This is a genomic window from Bacillus sp. P4_E1, assembly GCF_056401715.1.
Map to the genome: position 1 here is coordinate 69,056 of NZ_JBFUIV010000009.1, position 17,590 is coordinate 86,645.

Here is a 17,590-nt window from a genome sequence, read left to right on the forward strand (position 1 = left end):
TGACAACTCTTCTCTTTTCCTCATCACATTCTAAAATACTGTACAATGAAAGTAGAATCTCACCTTAGATTTTTTCTCCATACATACTACTCTAAAAAAATTGCCACACTACCATTGCTAACTGTTTTTACTGGGGGTGCTTACTTATGAGCAATTGGTACAGTAAGACGAAAAATCAAACATTAATCGACCTAGAAACAAATGAACAACACGGTTTAACAGATGAAATCGTAAATGAACGTTTAAAGCAATATGGTTATAATGAATTAGCTACCAAACAAAAACGTACTTTATGGCAACGCGTTTTCGCCCAAATTAATGACGTCCTCGTATATGTCCTTATTATCGCTGCCCTTATTTCCGCCTTTGTAGGTGAATGGGCTGATGCAAGTATTATCGCGCTCGTTGTAGTTTTAAATGCCGTTATCGGTGTAATCCAAGAATCGAAAGCAGAACAGGCTTTAGAAGCATTGAAAAAGATGGCAACACCTAAAGCTATCGTAAAGCGAGATGGTGAACTAAAAGAAATTCCATCTGAGCACGTCGTTCCAGGTGATATCGTTATGCTTGATGCTGGGCGGTATATCCCCTGCGATTTACGCCTTATCGAAACTGCAAATTTAAAAGTTGAAGAATCTGCTCTAACTGGTGAATCCGTCCCTGTCGATAAAGATGCAGTCTACCACCCTTCCATGCAAAGTGATGAGCAAGTACCATTAGGCGATCAAAAAAACATGGCATTTATGTCGACGTTAGTAACGTATGGACGTGGCGCTGGTGTTGCTGTTGAAACTGGGATGAACTCACAAATTGGCAAGATTGCTACCCTTTTACATGAAGCAGACGATGATATGACACCACTTCAAAAAAGCTTAGCACAAGTAGGAAAATATTTAGGTTTTGTCGCTGTAGCTATTTGCGCTATTATGTTTCTCATCGGTTTTTTACAAGGACGAGATACTTTGGAAATGTTTATGACTGCAATTAGTTTAGCTGTTGCAGCCATTCCAGAAGGCTTACCAGCTATTGTTTCCATCGTTCTTGCCATTGGTGTTCAGCGTATGATTAAACAAAACGTTATCATTCGTAAACTACCAGCTGTTGAAGCTCTCGGTTCTGTCACAATTATTTGTTCAGATAAAACAGGTACATTAACTCAAAATAAAATGACCGTTACTCACTTTTATAGTGATCGCACATACGACCAGCTAGAAAATTTGAATATAAATAATGATGTACACCGTCTATTATTAGAAAATATGGTTTTATGCAACGATGCCTCTTACAGTACCGACTCACAAACAGGGGATCCTACAGAAATTGCCCTTCTTGTTGCCGGAAGCTCTTTTAACATTCAAAAAGATCATTTAGAAAATAAACATGAACGTGTTAACGAATTACCTTTCGAGTCTGATCGTAAAATGATGTCAACTGTACATACGTACGATGAAAGCTACTATAGCATGACGAAAGGTGCAATTGATAAACTTTTACCTCACTGTACCCATATCTTTATAAATAATAAAATTGAGATCTTAACAGATTCTGATAAAAATCAAATATTAGAAGCTGCCGGGTCAATGTCACAAGAAGCCTTAAGAGTACTTTCATTCGCATATAAAAGATACGATTCAAACGATGTGAATATAAATCACCTCGAAGAAAATCTTATCTTTATCGGTCTTGTCGGTATGATTGATCCACCACGCACAGAAGTAAAAGATTCAATTACAGAATGTCAAAAAGCTGGTATTCGCACAGTTATGATTACTGGTGATCATAAGGATACCGCCTTTGCAATTGCCAAAGAACTTGGTATTGCTGAAGAAAAATCTGAAATTATGATTGGAACTGAATTAGATACCATTTCAGATACAGAACTAGCAAGTAAAATTAATCACTTAAATGTATTCGCTAGGGTCTCTCCAGAACATAAAGTGAAGATTATAAAAGCATTACGTGCTAAAGGAAATATCGTTTCCATGACTGGTGACGGTGTAAATGATGCTCCATCTTTAAAACAAGCAGATGTTGGAGTAGCAATGGGAATTACAGGAACAGATGTCGCAAAAGGCGCAGCAGATGTAGTTTTAACAGATGATAACTTCTCATCTATTGTGAAAGCTGTTGAAGAAGGAAGAAATATTTATCGTAATATTAAAAAGTCTATTCTCTTCCTACTCTCTTGTAACTTCGGCGAAATTATAGCTCTCTTTTTAGCTATTTTACTCGGCTGGGCAACACCACTACGCCCTATTCACATTTTATGGGTAAATTTAATTACAGATACACTACCTGCATTATCACTCGGTGTTGATCCTGAAGATCCAGATGTGATGAAGGAAAAACCACGACATGCGAAAGAAAGCTTATTTAGCGGCAGCGTTCCTTTTCTTATTTTCAATGGGGTTGTAATTGGACTTCTTACTTTAACAGCCTTTATCGTTGGGGCAAAGCTCTATACAGGAGATACAAATTTATTTCCTCTCTTCCCAGAGCAAATTGATGAAGACGCGCTATTACACGCTCAAACGATGGCATTTGTCGTTCTTAGTTTCTCTCAACTCGTTCATTCATTTAACTTACGTTCAAGAACGAAATCAATTTTTTCAATTGGGATATTTACAAATAAATATTTAGTCTTCTCACTTCTAATCGGTGTTCTTATGCAAGTGTGTATTATCTCCATCCCACCTCTTGCCAATATATTTGGTGTGCATGCATTAACAATGCGAGATTGGGGATTTGTTCTCTTGTTAAGTATCATTCCGCTTGTTGTGAATGAAATCATTAAATTAGTTAAGAGAAACTAAAAGGCAATGAGGACTGTTCCTCATTGCCTTTTCTTTATCCTTGTAATTCTTTTTTGATGTTCTCTGTTAATGTAGCCATGCGCTTGCGGCTTTCTTCACGCTCACGTTTATTTTGCTCTTCAATTTGTTGTGTTTCTTGCATACCTCTTGAAATAATGTTCCAAGTTTCCTCAAGTGTTTCCATCTTAATACTAGAAGAACCTGATAATCTCGCTACTTCCACACTTTGAGTTGCGATATTTTGTGCATTTTTCTTAAGTAATTCATTTGTACGTCGATCAAGTTCAGCCATAGAGTCCGCAACAAGCTTTTGACGTTTCGCATTTACCGCTTGAATGATACCATTTTTAAAGATAGGAATCGTTGTAATAAATGCTGTATTGATTTTACCGATTAATTTATTGTTACCGCGTTGAATCATACGAATTTGTGGTGCTGTTAATAGAGCAACCATACGTGCTTTTTCTAAATCATCAATACGTTGTTCTAAAATTTCAACAGAGTTTTTAAGCGATTCTAATTCAATACCCGCTAACTGATCATTATTACGTATGCGCTCTTCGTACATCGGAACTAACTCTGTATTTAAACGCTCTAATAACATTTCCCCTGCTACTACGTATTTTTCTAAGTCTAAATAATACTTTAAGTTTTGCTCATATAAACCATCTAACGTACCAATCGATTTTTTCATTTCATCTTGATACTTCGTAATTTCTACGTATACTTTATCCATTTCGCGACCCATCGTCTGATACTTACTAAAGATTTGTTCAATCATTTTATCTGCTTTTTTGAACATACGTGAGAAGAAACCACTTTTCTCTTCCGCAAAGTCTTTACTATCAAATCTGTCCATAATTTTACCAAGCTGTTTTAATAATTCACCAGAGTCTTCTACTTTCGATAAAGACATTGTATGTAAAATTTGATCAGCGAAACGTGAAATTTCCATAGAAGGTTCTTTTCCGAGTTCAATTAATTCTAATTGATCTTTAATGTCTACTGCGTTATAAATACGTTGCACTTCTGCATCTTGTCTAAGTTGCAAGCGAACATCTTGTGCGGTTTGCTCATTCAATTCTGTTTTCGAATCTAGTACGACTGGGTTATTCATATGGTATTCTCCCTTTCCTTATAAAAATGGACGAAATAGTCCTTTTATTGTTTGTGATAAATTTTTATAGGCTGATGAACCATGAAATTCAAGATCGAAATTAACTTCTTCAAGCCAATGTGAATCAAATGCTCCTGATTGAATATACGGTTCAATATCGTTTCTCCCCGTTGGATTAAAGTGGAATACATCTACTCCAATTTGATTTAAAAATAGTAATAACACAGCATCAGAACGACTTAATTCTCCGCTCTTCTCATTATTAAATATAACAATTTTCGGTACTTCTTGCGAATAATCAAATTTCTCAAGCTGCTCTAAAATGTTCGGTGGTATTTGAGAGAGTTGTGCGAAAACATACAGTGCTACATCTTGTTTCGTCTCTTTCGCAATTGGTTTACACATTTCACTTTCGCACGTATGGATGATTGCTTCTGCAATACCATGTTGTAATCCTTCTGGTAAACGCTTATGCGGCCACCAATGGCTGTTCATAATTAAATCCGGATGTAACTTCCCTGCGCGGTCCAATGCATCTCGATAATGATATTGGAAATTCGCTTTTTGTTCTTTCGTGAACGGGAATGTATTAATCAAGAAACTGTTATCAAATGATGTAACAGCCTTTAGTCGCTGAAAATATTCTTTATCATTCTTTGAAACACCTGATATTTTTGCAAATAAAGAAGGAATATAAATATGCTTATTTTCAACAAAGAATGTTGGGCGTACAAATGCCTTTTCTTTCGTAATTAAAAAGAGTTCATCGTACGTTGTTTTGAGCGTACGGGCTACAGGTGTATACGAACGGAATTGCCACGGTTTGTATAATAATGAATTATCGTGGTGAAGTACTTGCTCGATTTCTTTTGAAGCTTGATAAGCTACTGTTGCGACGCGTTCGCGACGCCGATCAGGAAATGGTTCCAATGAAATACGGCCTGAATGAGATACGACAAAGGTCTTTCCTTCCTCATCTACACTCTCAAATCCATCTTTTCCTTCTGGGTGATAATAAAGCACATCACAGCCGAGCATAATAAGAAAGTATAAGAAATATATACGACTCTCCGTCGCATCACCGTACCAAACGATACGTGGCATTTGTTTCTTATAATTAATCGTAGAGAACCACTTCGCTACGTAATTTTCACTTAATTTAATCATATCGATTAAGAAACGCCGGAATCCTTCTGTTTTTAAAGATTGATTATGTTGTTTCTCATACAATTTCAATACAGAAATAAACTTTGTATGTATATAATGCTGTAAATCAGGATTGTCTACTTGCGGTAATAGTTGTTTTCCAGACAAATGTGCTACAAGCCTATTTACTGTAAGTCCATTCGGCGCTTCTTGATGTAATGCAAAAACTTCTTGAATATGGCGCAGTTTTTCGGGATCAATCACCTTATTTAAATTTTGTTCATGCAAAACCTCGATCCCTTTTGCTTCATTATAATCAAATAGTTCATTGAAATATTCATCTACATCATTCGGAACACCAAGAATGCGACTTGCTATATAACTAAATTTCATCTCATTCTCTGTCAGTTCATATTGTGGACGTTTTTCTAAAAGCGCTTCAAATTGCTTTAAATCTGATTCGTCTTTTAATGCACATGGTTGAAGTGTAAAACGTGAAAACACAACAGTTCACCTCCAAAAACATTTACTTTTTTTATAAAGTCTCTCTTCTATTATAAACTATTTTTAGTTATAAAAAATGGGCGCTCGCATAACGAGCAAACCCATTTCAATTATTTATGATTATTTTTAGTAGCTGCAACTTCTTCTTTAGCTTGTCCAGAATTCTTCATGTAGTGAAGTATAAACGTTGCTCCAAATGCTACAACTAAAATAATAAAGAATAGCGTATGGCTTACTTCAATATGAATAACAGACAGTAACATTTTTGCTGCAATAATTAAGATTAAAATATATGCTGTCGTTTCAAGTTCTGGAATACGCTCTAACAATTTTAAGAATACGCCAGCGATACCGCGCATCATTAAAATACCAAGCATTCCACCTAATAATAGAATCCAAACTTGATTTGATACACCAAATGCAGCAAGTACGCTATCTACAGAGAACGCGATATCCATTAATTCAACCATCGCAACTGTTCCCCAGAAGACACCAAACATTCTGAAGAGAATACTGTTTTGGTTCATACCATGAGCTTCCTCTTCTTCTGCATTACCTTTTCTTTTATCAATGAAGTATTTAACTGAAAGCCAAGCTAAGTAAAGTGCACCTAACACTTTTACCCATGCTAATTTAATTAAGAACATTCCAATTCCAATTGCAATAAAACGGAATACATAAGCTCCAATCAGTCCATAGAATAATGCTTTTTTTCGTTTTTCTTCTGGAAGATGTTTTACCATTACCGCTAGCACAAGTGCATTGTCAGCAGATAATAACCCTTCAAGTACAACAAGTGTACCTATTAACCCCCAAGATACTGGATCTTGTAACACTTTAATCCACATGTCCAAGTCGAAAAACTGAGCATACGTATCAAGGATTCCTTGCAAAATACTCATCTTACCTTTATCCCCTATTCTTTGCTAGATTTATAGAAAGGTCAAAAAAAGGAAACGAATGTCGTTTCCCTTCTTATGCATCCAAGCCATACGCTTTTACAAGCGCACCTAATCCACCTTGGAATCCGCTTCCTACTGCACTAAACTTCCACTGTCCATTATGACGATATAATTCACAAAAGACAACTGCTGTTTCAATGGAGAAATCTTCCCCTAAATCAAAACGAAGAACTTCTTCGTTTGTTTCTTCATTTGCTAAACGAACGAATGCATTTGCAACCTGTCCAAAGTTTTGATTACGGCCTTCACCATCATAAATTGTAACTGTAATAGCAATTTTATGAACATCTGCTGGAACCTTTTTCAAATCGACAACAAGTTGCTCATCATCACCGTCACCTGCACCTGTACGGTTATCTCCTGTATGTAAAACTGATTCACAAGGAGACTGTAAATTATTATAGAAAATAAAATCAGTTTCCTTCGTACATTTCCCGTTCGCATCTAATAAAAAGGCAGATGCATCTAAATCGAAATCAGATCCACCATCATAAGATTTAATATCCCATCCAAGACCAATTACTGCTCTTGATAAACCTGGGCTTGTTTTAGCTAAATCAATTTTCTGTCCTTTTTGCAATTGAATAACCATATATATTCACCTCTATATTTTAATTTTTAAAAATATATCCATCAGTAATTACGCGTTTCACTGATGGATATATAAATCTATTACTCTACATCTAAACCAAAGTTATTACATAGAGAACCTAATCCACCTTGGAATCCACTTCCGATTGCATTGAATTTCCATTCACCTGCGTGACGGTATAATTCGCTCACTACTACAGCTGTTTCAATAGAGAAATCTTCTCCTAAATCGTAACGAATTAATTCTGCATTCTTTTCTTCATCCATAATACGTACGAAAGAATTAGAAACTTGTCCGAAGTTTTGGCTGCGGCCTTCTCCATCATAAATTGTAATTGTGAAACAAATACGCTCAATGTTAGCAGGAACATTTTTTAAGTCTATTTTAATTGTTTCATCGTCGCCTTCACCTTCACCTGTACGGTTATCTCCTAAATGCTCTACAGCACCATTCGCACCTTTTGGATTATTATAGAAGACGAAATCCTCTGCACCTGAAACTTTACCGTTAGCACCTACTAAGAAGATACTAACATCTAAATCGAAATCATTTTGTCCGTCATAACGATTCGTATCCCAACCAAGTCCTACAAGAACTTTCGAAAGACCTGGATTTGTTTTTGTTAAGTCTACCTTTTGTCCTTTTTTCAATGAAATAGATGCCATATTATACTATTCCTCCTTGGTTTATTTTATTGGTAACGTGATACAATCTCACTTAAGTTTTTATCTTGTGTTCCTTCTCCCACTGCTGAAAACTTCCATTCGTTTCCGTCTCGGTACATTTCACCTGCAATTAAAGTCATTTTGCCAGCATAATTATCTGACAAGTTATAACGCGCTAATTCTTCACCTGTTTGTGGGTTTTGAATACGAATATATGCATTGCGAATCATCCCAAAGTCTTGACGACGATTTACACAGTCATAAATATTTACAACGAATACTAAACGATTAATACGGCTCGGAACTTTATGTAATTCTACGAAAATTGTTTCGTCGTCACCAGCGCCTTCACCTGTTAAATTATCTCCTGAATGAATAATACTACCACAAGTAGAAAGTTTGTTGCCGAAGTAAACTAGATCATTTTTGTTTAAAAAACGATCCCCTTCTAACATAACGACAGATGCATCACAATCTACACTTGGTTTACTTCCAAATAAAGAAGACAGAAACCCACCTGATTGCCCAATTGGATCCCAGCCTAAGCCAACCTGTAGTTTCGCTACTCTCGGTTGTCCTTTCGTTAAATCAATCTTTTGTCCTTTTTCTAAAATAATAGGCATGAAGTTTCTTCCTTTCTACAAAGCATTTTCCAACTCGGAAAACATTGTATTCTTCTCTTATATTGTAGCATTATTTATCTAATGAGAAAAAGGATAAATTCTCAATTATATGAAAACAGCTACTATATTTATTTATACTGATGTAATAAGTGGTAAATAGAGCCAATCATTCCTGCACAATTACCGCTTTGCGCAAGTTTAATCTCACAATTACTATAAATCTCTTGATTTAAGTATGTTCCTATCTCTTCCTTCACTTCATTTAAGAAATCATCTCCTCTTTCAGTAATTCCCCCACCAATAATAATCATTTTCGGATTAAAAATATAAGCAAGATTGCTAATACCAATCGCCAAATGTTTAAAGAAAATCTTCACGGCTTGAGTAACACCGCTATCACCCTTATCATATAATTCGAAAATTGTTTTACCATCCCACTCCTTTTTACCTTTATATCTTCGTACGAGATGAATTAATCCCGAAATTGAGGCAACCTCCTCAAAAGTTTTCCCTTCTATTAACATGTTCCCCCATTCCCCAGCGCCAAACGAATGTCCACGGTATAACTCTCCATTTATAACAATTGCTCCACCAATGCCCGTTCCAAGCGTAAGCATAATAAAATCGCTTTCTCCCCTCCCTGTACCTTTCCATTTCTCGCCTAAGGCTGCACAATTAACATCATTTTCAATAGATACAGGAACTTTTAATACTTCTTGTAATCTCTCAACAATAGAAATATTAGCATAACGCGGAATATGATCCACACCTCCCGTTATAACTCCTTTATCAATATCAACAATTCCCGCTGTACTAATACCAATTCCGGAAATAGTATGTTCAGTCATTAACTTTTTTGATAAACATATAAGTTTTTGAACAATTTGTTCCCCGCCCAAGTGAATTTCTGTTGGGACCTTTTTATGTATTAGTACTACCCCTATTTCTGAAACAATTCCATATTTAATTTGCGTACCACCAATATCAAATGCAATATATTCTTTCATCCGTTGCCACTTCCTCTACTGTTATGAGTGTAAATTCTCCATCACTCTACTATTTGCAAGGAATTTACATTAACTCTTTTCTCCCTTTAGAAATACACCACCTTTTTCTATATATAGTTTTTTTTGCATAAAACTCTTTTTCCTATGAAATATTACAAAGGGGTGTATTTTAGATGGAACAATAATTTTTTCTTCAGGAGGAAAACAATGACAAAAATATTCATTTTAGCATCAACACTTTCTTTATCCTTTTTTAGCGGCTTAAATATTGGTAATGCTGCAACTGAAAACTTCCATCCAATAACAAACGCTATTGTACAAAATAACGATACTTTAGCAGAAGGTAATTCAAAAGATAATAATAAACCTCCAGGAAACAATGGTTCTCAGGACGATAGTGGTTCTGGTGGCAATGGTTCTGGTGGCAACGGTTCTGGTGGCAGTGGTTCTGGTGGCAGTGGTTCTGACGGCAACGGTTCTGGCGGCAGTGGTTCTGGCGGCAATGGTTCTGGTGGCAATGGTTCTGGTGACAATGGCTCTGGTGGCAACGGTTCTGGTGGCAACGGTTCTGGTGGCAGTGGTTCTGGCGGTAACGGCTCCGGTGGCAACGGTTCTGGTGGCAACGGTTCTGGTGGCAACGGTTCTGGTGGCAACGGTTCTGGTGGCAACGGTTCTGGTGGCAGTGGTTCTGGTGGCAACGGTTCTGGTGGCAGTGGTTCTGGCGGTAACGGCTCTGGTGGCAGTGGTTCTGGTGACAATGGCTCTGGTGGCAATGGCTCTGGTGGCAATGGCTCTGGTGGCAACGGTTCTGGTGGCAATGGCTCTGGTGGCAACGGTTCTGGCGGTAACGGCTCTGGCGGTAACGGCTCTGGTGGCAATGGTTCTGGTGGCAATGGTTCTGGTGGCAATGGCTCCGGTGGCAACGGTTCTGGTGGCAGTGGTTCTGGTGACAATGGCTCTGGTAGCAATGGTTCTGGTGGCAATGGTTCTGGTGGCAGTGGTTCTGGTGGCAGTGGTTCTGGTGGCAGTGGTTCTGGTAGCAGTGGTTCTGGTGGCAGTGGCTCTCAGGGCGGCAACCGTGTTAAAGGCGACAGCAGTTCTCAAGGTGGTAATGGCTCTCAGGGCGGCAACCGTGTTAAAGGCGATAGCGGCTCTCAAAGCGGTAACGCAAAAGATAATGCAACAAAACAAGGCAATAAATTGCCTAATACTGCAACGCATTATCCTGCATCTATTTTAATTGGTCTTTCGACATTCCTAATTGGTGTGTTACTATTTATTCGTCGTAAAAACGCAAAATAAAAAAATCATCCTTCCATCTAAAAATACATGAAACAGATTATAAAGTGAAACTTTAATCAGTGGGGATTTTGTTCATCCCCCACTGATTATTAACCTTCACCAATCGGGCTTTTACGGGCAGCAGGGCTCCCACCTAACTTCTTTGCTCCAGCCGAATTTTGAAGTGGGAGTTTTACTGCCTAGCAAATAGCGGGATAAAACTAAAAAGGACTTTGATTGCATTTTATTATGCAATCAAAGGTCCTTTTTGTCATCTAGTAGAAAGAGTATTAATACGCTTTTCCCCAATACACCATCTGCTTCGCTTTTTTACTACAGCAAATACATTCGTCAGCTAAACTTTCTTGTTCGAACGGAATACAACGTGAAGATACTCCAACTTCTTCTTTTAATTTTTCTTCACAAGCTAGTTCTCCACACCACATCGCTTTAATAAATCCTTGCTTTTCATCAGCCGCTTTTTTCATCTCTTCGAAATTCGTCACACTATACGTATTCTCATCGCGAAATACTTTTGCTTTACTAAATAAAGAATGGTGAATTCCCTCAAGTAGTGCTGGAATGCGTTCTTCTAATTGATCCATTGATATAAACTCTTTTTCTTTCGTATCTCGCCTTACAAGTACAACTTGATTCTTTTCAATATCCTTTGGACCAACTTCTAATCTAATTGGAACACCCTTCATTTCATACTCATTAAATTTCCAGCCAGGTGTTTTATTGCTAGCATCTATTTTTACACGTGCAACCTTCTGAATACGTCCTTGCAACTCTGTTGCTTTTTCTAACACACCTTCTTTGTGCTGAGCAATAGGAACGATAACAACTTGTACTGGAGCGACTTTCGGTGGCATTACAAGTCCGTTATTATCGCTATGAACCATAATAAGTCCACCTATCATTCTTGTTGATACACCCCAAGATGTTTGATGTACGTATTGCCATTTACCGTTACGGTCTAAAAACTTAATATCAAATGCTTCAGAGAAATTCGTTCCAAAGTTATGAGATGTTCCTGTTTGAAGTGCTTTTCCATCATGCATTAAACTTTCAATCGTATAAGTTGCCTTCGCTCCTGCAAACTTTTCTTTTTCTGTTTTTTGCCCTTTAATAACCGGAATCGCTAAATACTCTTCACAAAAAGCAGCATATAGATTTAAAATATTTAATGTTTCAATTTGAGATTCTTCTGCCGTTTCATGAATCGTATGACCTTCTTGCCATAAAAATTCAGTTGTACGAAGGAATGGTCTCGTCGTCTTCTCCCAACGAACTACTGAACACCACTGGTTATATAACTTTGGTAAATCATTATATGATTGAACAATTTTTGAAAAATGCTCACAGAATAGAGTTTCAGATGTAGGACGTATACAAAGTCTTTCCGCCAATTTCTCATCTCCGCCATGAGTAACCCATGCTACTTCAGGAGCAAATCCTTCAACATGATCTTTCTCTTTTTGTAATAAACTCTCTGGAATAAACATCGGCATGTACACATTTTCATGACCAGATTCTTTTAATTTTTCATCCATTACTTTCTGCATATTTTCCCATAATGCATAACCGTATGGACGTAAAATCATACAACCTTTCACACTTGAATAATCAACAAGCTCCGCTTTTTTTACAATATCGGTATACCACTGAGCAAAGTCTTCTTCCATTTTCGTAATGGCTTGTACTTGTTCTTTTACCATAGTTATTCTTCCTCCTTTAGAAAATAGAAAAAGCCCGCGTCCCCAAATAGGGACCGAGCTTTGTCGGCGTTACCACCCTGATTCATACACAAAAAAATTGAGTATGCTCTCTTTTTGATAACGGGAATTTCCCGCTGCATATGCAGAACTCAAAGGTAGGTTCCATATCGCCTCTTTAAGAATCTTCCAGCCAAAAGGATTCTCTCTCTGCAAAAAGGTAAGACATGTACTATTCCTTTTTCATCGTTATAACAAAATAAATTTGTTGAATATCATAATATAAATTTTATTTCAAAACAAGAGCCAATTTTCTTATTTTTATACATTATTTTCAATTATCACTGTTTTATACGTAACTTTTCCGAACTATTTTTACAAGTTGATGAGCAACCATACCAATTAGTGTACCAATTAAAACGAAGAAACAAATAAATCCGTATCCCATTCCTTCCCAACCACCAATAGCGATCATTGTTACAGGAAAGAAAGCTAAACAAAGAAGTACTAAACTAAGTGCAAATATAATATCAAACTGTTTATCTGGAAAACGTTTCTTTAGTAAATATGACATAAAAAATACAAGGAGAACGGTGACTCCACCAATGATGTAAAAGATACCAAATCCATCTAGCCAATCCATAGTATTCCCTCCTTCCATTCATTCCCTTATACTTATTATATGTTTAATTTTTCTGAAAATAAATAACGAAATTTTATTCAAAAATATATTTTTATTACCAGGTATTAATAGTAATATATAAGAATAGGTTTTATATAATCAGGAGGGAAACTTTATGGATAAAGCATTAACAAATCGCGTCATTATTTTATCTTTTGACTGCTTATCAGCTTTAGATTTTCCTATATTACAAAAACTACCTAATTTCCAAACTTTAATAAAAAGGGGCGCGATTGCGAAAAAAGTGGAGCCAATTTATCCTTCTGTAACATATCCAAGCCACTCAACAATCGTAACCGGTAATTATCCTAATAAGCATGGCGTTGTCAGCAATACATTACTTCAACCAGGACGTGAGTCACCAGATTGGCATTGGTACCGAAAGTCCATTAACGGGACAACTTTATATGATGAAGCACGCAAAGCAAATTTAACGACAGCAGCCCTTCTATGGCCTGTTACTGGAAGAGCAAATATCGATTACAATTTACCAGAAATTTTTCCAAATAGACCGTGGCAAAATCAAATTTTAGTTTCATTATTTAGCGGTAGCCCGCTATATCAATTAGATTTAAATCGTCGTTTCGGCCATATACGAAATGGGTTGTCACAGCCTGAGCTTGATAATTTCGTCCTTGCTTCTGCCGTACATACAATTCAGACGAAAAAGCCTAATGTTATGTTTGTACATTTTACTGATTTAGATACTCAAAGACATTACCATGGCTTCGAGTCTGAGGAAACAGTAGCTGCAATCCACAGACACGACGAACGCCTCGGAAAAATTATCCATACATTAAAAGAAAGTGGTATATACGAAGAAAGTACAATTATTGCACTTGGTGACCATAGCGCTTTAAGTGAAAACAAGGCAATCCAATTAAATGTCCTATTCTGTCAAAAAGGGCTTATATCCGTAAATAAACGTGGAAAAATACACGATTGGAAAGCTTATTGCCAAAGCTGTGATGGATCTGCCTACGTACATGTAAAGGATAAAAATGATACTGAAACGATTAAAGAGATTCAACTTCTTCTTGAAGAGCTTCTTCAGGATAAACAAAATGGAATTGAATTTATTCTGCACGATGAAGATGCAAAAGAACGTGGCGCTGATGGTAATTGCTTATTTATGCTAGAGGCCATGGAAGGTTATTACTTCATTGAAAATTATACAGGTGATTTCATAAAAGAAATTAATAAAGAAGATGTTAATTCTAGTAAGAAATATACATTTGGAACGCATGGATATTCCCCAACAAAACCTAACTATGAAACAATTTTTATAGCTGCTGGGAAAGGCATTCAAAGCGGCGTTACAATTCCGTATATGAGACTGATTGATGAAGGTCCGACTATCGCTAGGTTACTCGGTTTGCACTTAGGTGAAACAGACGGCGCAATTGTAGAGGATTTACTTCAATTGTAAAGAACTGTGTATATATGTAAAAGTTATGTAAAAATCATCACTGTTTCTCTTTTTATAATTTTTATTTTTGTACACTGTTAGTAGAACAAATTTAAGGGGGAACATTATATGAAAAAAATGTCCAGACAAGAAAAAAGCTGGATATTGTACGATTGGGCGAACTCGGTATATTCGCTCGTCATTACAACTGCATTATTCCCAATTTACTTTAAAGCAGCTGCAAAAGAAGCTGGACTATCTGGCGCAACTTCAACAGCCTATTGGGGATATGCAAACTCGTTCGCTACACTTTTAATTTCTATACTCGCTCCTATTCTCGGCACAGTTGCTGATTATAAGGGATTTAAAAAACGATTTTTCACATTCTTCTTTGGACTCGGTATCGTATTTACAAGTATGCTAGCAATTGTTCCAACATCTCAGTGGTACTTATTACTAGGATGCTATATGCTCGCATTAGTTGGCTTTGCTGGAGCAAATATTTTTTATGATGCATTTCTAGTAGATGTTACCTCAGGAGATAGAATGGACCGAATTTCTACGCGAGGTTTTGCATTAGGTTACATTGGGAGCACAATTCCTTTTATCGGTTGTATTGCTCTTATTATTCTTGCTCAAAAAGGAACTATCCCCTTATCAGTCGGAATTGCTAGTCAAATTTCCTTTGCAATAACAGCTCTTTGGTGGGGACTATTTACGATACCAATGCTAAAAAATGTAGAGCAAACACACTATATTGAACGTCATCCAAGACCAATTGCAATGAGCTTCAAGCGCCTTGCTAATACGTTTAAAAATATTAAAGAATATAAAACTGTATTTATGTTCCTAATAGCTTACTTTTTCTACATTGATGGGGTAGATACAATTATCACTATGTCTACTGCTTACGGAACAGATCTCGGTATTAGTGCAACCAATCTATTAATCATCTTATTTGTAACACAAATTGTCGCTTGTCCATTTGCTTTATTATATGGAAAACTATCGGAAACATTTACCAGTAAAAAAATGCTATATGTCGGCATTATCATTTATATCATTATTTGCACATATGCTTATTTCTTAAAAACGACGTTTGATTTCTGGATTTTAGCAATGTTAGTTGCTACTTCTCAGGGCGGGATTCAAGCACTTAGCCGTTCTTATTTCGCAAAACTAGTACCGAAAGAATCTGCAAATGAATTCTTCGGATTTTATAATATCTTTGGTAAATTCGCGGCAATTATGGGTCCGGTATTAGTTGGTGTCACAACACAATTAACAGGAAAAACAAACGCTGGTGTCCTTAGTATTATTGTCTTATTTATTATCGGTGGATTCTTATTAACTAGAGTACCCGAAAATGATACGTCCGTTACACCACCTAATCCGAAAACTAAAACAATATAAGAGAAAGATCCCCTTCACACAAGAAGGGGATCTTTCTCTTATATTTTTAACGATAACGCCCCACAATTAAAAACTCTAAAGCTTGTACAAAAATAGTTTATCGACAGTTGTTCCTAATACTTCTGCTAACCGGAATGCTAGTGCTAAGCTTGGATCATATTTATTATTCTCAATTGCATTTATCGTCTGTCTTGATACGTTACACTTATCCGCTAATGCACCTTGTGAAATACTATTTGCAGTGCGCAATTCATAGATTTGATTTTTCACACCGTTTCTCCTAACCTGTAAAATCGTTTTTACATCATCAGTATATAGTTGGGGCATGTCATTGTCAAAAGATTGCCACAAGAAAAGGGAGCAATTCTGCTCCCTTACAATAGCTATTTCGAAACTAATCAATTCGTCATTTCCTCTCGATTCACAATATCTTCTTTCTTTATTTGCATACGTAAAACCGGACCTATCGCAAATAAAATAAGTGCCATTGCTATACAAAATACAGTAACTAGTGAGGTCATCTCCTTCAATCCTCCAGCTAGTGAAGTTCCAATTAACATTGCCCCCATGAACAGTGGTAAAATCGTTCCATTTACTCTGCCAATCATATTTTCTGGTACAAGTTGAATCATAAGCGTACCGACAACGATATTGACACAGGCTAAACAAATACCTGTTCCAAATCTCATGAAACTAGTAATCCAAAATGATGTAGATAACCCTTCTACTAAAAATGACATCGCTAATATGCTCATACCGAATACAAACATCTTTTTCGGATTCACTTTTGAAGCGAAAACTGCAGCAACAATACCACCAATTAACATACCGATTCCATCAGCTGCGGCTAAATATTGAACGGCTTCCTTTTCCATTCCAAGCCGTTCTATTACAAGAAACACTTCTAATGGAGTCGTTAGTCCAACAGCTAAGCCCATAATGGTGAAAGTGATCGTAATCATACGTAAATTTCGCGTGTGAAGAACGTATTTCCAACCTTCTTTTATATCATTTTTTAATGAACCTCTCGCCACTTGCTCTTGTTCCACCCATTTTGGTAAAAATGAAAGAGCGATAGCAGATAACAAAAATAAAATAATTAAGCTATATAGTGACGTAAATAAACCAAGTTGTGTGTACACAAGCGATCCTACCACTGGTCCAAAAATCATAAATAGCGACTGTAATGTTTGATTAAATGCAATCGCATTTGCTACCTGTTCTTCTTTTACATAGCGTTTAAATATACGCGAAGATGATGGCTGAGAAAACTGACCTACAATCGCGGAAATGAGTGTTGCAAAAAATATAGCCTGCCAATAATCCAGCTTTAACAACAAGACAATTCCTACAATAGACAGTACGCTTAATACATCTCCAGCGACCATCGTTCTTTTCGGATTCCAGCGATCAGCTAGCGCCCCACCGATAAACGAGAAAATAAAAATAGGTGCATATTCCATAACCGATAATAAAGAAACTGAAACTGGATCATTATTCGTTCGCTCCATTATGAAATACAAAAGAGCCATATTTCTGATCCAAATTGCAAATTGTTGTAAAATATCAGATGCCATAACGAGCATAAATGCTCGGTTTTTAAATAAAGCGTTCATTTTTATTCCCCTTCCATAAACCGACCGTTCGGTCTAATTTATT

General features: G+C 36.6%; 15 protein-coding genes and 1 other annotated feature. Of the genes, 4 read left to right on the plus strand and 11 right to left on the minus strand.

What is annotated here, in order from left to right; translation table 11 throughout:
* Nucleotides 1–146: 146 nt before the first annotated feature.
* Nucleotides 147–2,813: a cation-translocating P-type ATPase gene (locus AC1DS7_RS14430; RefSeq protein WP_016121412.1), complete on the plus strand. Its 2,667-nt coding sequence runs from the start codon at nt 147–149 to the stop codon at nt 2,811–2,813.
* A 34-nt stretch (nt 2,814–2,847) separates the two neighbouring features.
* Here AC1DS7_RS14430 and AC1DS7_RS14435 read toward each other — a convergent pair whose 3' ends face one another.
* The 7 genes from AC1DS7_RS14435 to AC1DS7_RS14465 all read right to left on the minus strand — a co-directional run bounded on the left by AC1DS7_RS14435 (nt 2,848) and on the right by AC1DS7_RS14465 (nt 9,429).
* A complete protein-coding gene (locus AC1DS7_RS14435) occupies nt 2,848–3,930 on the minus strand; it encodes a toxic anion resistance protein (protein WP_002029585.1) in 1,083 nt (360 codons plus the stop codon).
* 18 nt (nt 3,931–3,948) lie between these two features.
* Nucleotides 3,949–5,580 carry a YceG family protein gene (locus AC1DS7_RS14440; RefSeq protein WP_476999072.1) on the minus strand — a complete coding sequence of 544 codons (1,632 nt, stop codon included), beginning with the start codon at nt 5,578–5,580 and terminating at the stop codon, nt 3,949–3,951.
* A 110-nt stretch (nt 5,581–5,690) separates the two neighbouring features.
* Nucleotides 5,691–6,482, minus strand: a complete 792-nt coding sequence (locus tag AC1DS7_RS14445; protein ID WP_000025698.1) for a TerC family protein — start codon at nt 6,480–6,482, stop codon at nt 5,691–5,693.
* A 73-nt stretch (nt 6,483–6,555) separates the two neighbouring features.
* Nucleotides 6,556–7,134, minus strand: coding sequence for a TerD family protein (locus AC1DS7_RS14450; RefSeq protein ID WP_002091197.1), 579 nt, complete (start codon nt 7,132–7,134; stop codon nt 6,556–6,558).
* Between the two features lie 80 nt (nt 7,135–7,214).
* Complete coding sequence (locus AC1DS7_RS14455) at nt 7,215–7,799, minus strand: TerD family protein (RefSeq protein WP_002010225.1); 585 nt, start codon at nt 7,797–7,799, stop codon at nt 7,215–7,217.
* Nucleotides 7,800–7,825: 26 nt separating this feature from the next.
* Nucleotides 7,826–8,422 carry a TerD family protein gene (locus AC1DS7_RS14460; RefSeq protein ID WP_002029589.1) on the minus strand — a complete coding sequence of 199 codons (597 nt, stop codon included), beginning with the start codon at nt 8,420–8,422 and terminating at the stop codon, nt 7,826–7,828.
* A 128-nt stretch (nt 8,423–8,550) separates the two neighbouring features.
* Nucleotides 8,551–9,429: an ROK family protein gene (locus AC1DS7_RS14465; RefSeq protein WP_002140255.1), complete on the minus strand. Its 879-nt coding sequence runs from the start codon at nt 9,427–9,429 to the stop codon at nt 8,551–8,553.
* 207 nt (nt 9,430–9,636) lie between these two features.
* On the opposite strand from AC1DS7_RS14465, the gene AC1DS7_RS14470 reads away from it, so the two are divergent.
* Nucleotides 9,637–10,731, plus strand: a complete 1,095-nt coding sequence (locus AC1DS7_RS14470) for a cell wall anchor protein (RefSeq protein ID WP_476999098.1) — start codon at nt 9,637–9,639, stop codon at nt 10,729–10,731.
* Nucleotides 10,732–11,000: 269 nt separating this feature from the next.
* On the opposite strand, the gene proS is transcribed toward AC1DS7_RS14470, so the two are convergent.
* Together proS and AC1DS7_RS14480 are read right to left on the minus strand one after the other, a co-directional pair.
* Nucleotides 11,001–12,431: a proline--tRNA ligase gene (gene proS / locus AC1DS7_RS14475; RefSeq protein ID WP_476999073.1), complete on the minus strand. Its 1,431-nt coding sequence runs from the start codon at nt 12,429–12,431 to the stop codon at nt 11,001–11,003.
* Nucleotides 12,432–12,476: 45 nt separating this feature from the next.
* Nucleotides 12,477–12,684 (minus strand) — a binding site (T-box leader).
* Between the two features lie 93 nt (nt 12,685–12,777).
* On the minus strand, nt 12,778–13,071 hold the full coding sequence (locus tag AC1DS7_RS14480; protein WP_002124993.1) for a YesK-like family protein: 294 nt from the start codon (nt 13,069–13,071) through the stop codon (nt 12,778–12,780).
* 154 nt (nt 13,072–13,225) lie between these two features.
* Between AC1DS7_RS14480 and AC1DS7_RS14485 the strand changes: the two genes are divergently transcribed.
* Together AC1DS7_RS14485 and AC1DS7_RS14490 are read left to right on the plus strand one after the other, a co-directional pair.
* Complete coding sequence (locus AC1DS7_RS14485; RefSeq protein WP_476999074.1) at nt 13,226–14,539, plus strand: alkaline phosphatase family protein; 1,314 nt, start codon at nt 13,226–13,228, stop codon at nt 14,537–14,539.
* A 108-nt stretch (nt 14,540–14,647) separates the two neighbouring features.
* Complete coding sequence (locus tag AC1DS7_RS14490; protein WP_431184052.1) at nt 14,648–15,931, plus strand: MFS transporter; 1,284 nt, start codon at nt 14,648–14,650, stop codon at nt 15,929–15,931.
* A 75-nt stretch (nt 15,932–16,006) separates the two neighbouring features.
* Here AC1DS7_RS14490 and AC1DS7_RS14495 read toward each other — a convergent pair whose 3' ends face one another.
* Both AC1DS7_RS14495 and AC1DS7_RS14500 read right to left on the minus strand, forming a co-directional pair.
* The gene (locus tag AC1DS7_RS14495; protein ID WP_033715363.1) at nt 16,007–16,258 is read right to left on the minus strand and encodes a helix-turn-helix transcriptional regulator; all 252 of its coding nucleotides are present in this window, start codon (nt 16,256–16,258) and stop codon (nt 16,007–16,009) included.
* A 71-nt stretch (nt 16,259–16,329) separates the two neighbouring features.
* Nucleotides 16,330–17,547: an MFS transporter gene (locus AC1DS7_RS14500; protein WP_016103253.1), complete on the minus strand. Its 1,218-nt coding sequence runs from the start codon at nt 17,545–17,547 to the stop codon at nt 16,330–16,332.
* Nucleotides 17,548–17,590: the final 43 nt, after the last annotated feature.

Excerpts from the sequence above, each read along its gene's own strand:
- AC1DS7_RS14485 (WP_476999074.1), top strand. The coding sequence starts at position 13,226 with ATGGATAAAGCATTAACAAATCGCGTCATTATTTTATCTTTTGACTGC.
- AC1DS7_RS14480 (WP_002124993.1), bottom strand. The coding sequence starts at position 13,071 with ATGGATTGGCTAGATGGATTTGGTATCTTTTACATCATTGGTGGAGTC.
- AC1DS7_RS14460 (WP_002029589.1), bottom strand. The coding sequence starts at position 8,422 with ATGCCTATTATTTTAGAAAAAGGACAAAAGATTGATTTAACGAAAGGA.
- AC1DS7_RS14500 (WP_016103253.1), bottom strand. The coding sequence starts at position 17,547 with ATGAACGCTTTATTTAAAAACCGAGCATTTATGCTCGTTATGGCATCT.
- proS (WP_476999073.1), bottom strand. The coding sequence starts at position 12,431 with ATGGTAAAAGAACAAGTACAAGCCATTACGAAAATGGAAGAAGACTTT.
- AC1DS7_RS14435 (WP_002029585.1), bottom strand. The coding sequence starts at position 3,930 with ATGAATAACCCAGTCGTACTAGATTCGAAAACAGAATTGAATGAGCAA.
- AC1DS7_RS14465 (WP_002140255.1), bottom strand. The coding sequence starts at position 9,429 with ATGAAAGAATATATTGCATTTGATATTGGTGGTACGCAAATTAAATAT.
- AC1DS7_RS14430 (WP_016121412.1), top strand. The coding sequence starts at position 147 with ATGAGCAATTGGTACAGTAAGACGAAAAATCAAACATTAATCGACCTA.
- AC1DS7_RS14445 (WP_000025698.1), bottom strand. The coding sequence starts at position 6,482 with ATGAGTATTTTGCAAGGAATCCTTGATACGTATGCTCAGTTTTTCGAC.
- AC1DS7_RS14450 (WP_002091197.1), bottom strand. The coding sequence starts at position 7,134 with ATGGTTATTCAATTGCAAAAAGGACAGAAAATTGATTTAGCTAAAACA.
- AC1DS7_RS14490 (WP_431184052.1), top strand. The coding sequence starts at position 14,648 with ATGAAAAAAATGTCCAGACAAGAAAAAAGCTGGATATTGTACGATTGG.
- AC1DS7_RS14470 (WP_476999098.1), top strand. The coding sequence starts at position 9,637 with ATGACAAAAATATTCATTTTAGCATCAACACTTTCTTTATCCTTTTTT.
- AC1DS7_RS14495 (WP_033715363.1), bottom strand. The coding sequence starts at position 16,258 with ATGCCCCAACTATATACTGATGATGTAAAAACGATTTTACAGGTTAGG.
- AC1DS7_RS14455 (WP_002010225.1), bottom strand. The coding sequence starts at position 7,799 with ATGGCATCTATTTCATTGAAAAAAGGACAAAAGGTAGACTTAACAAAA.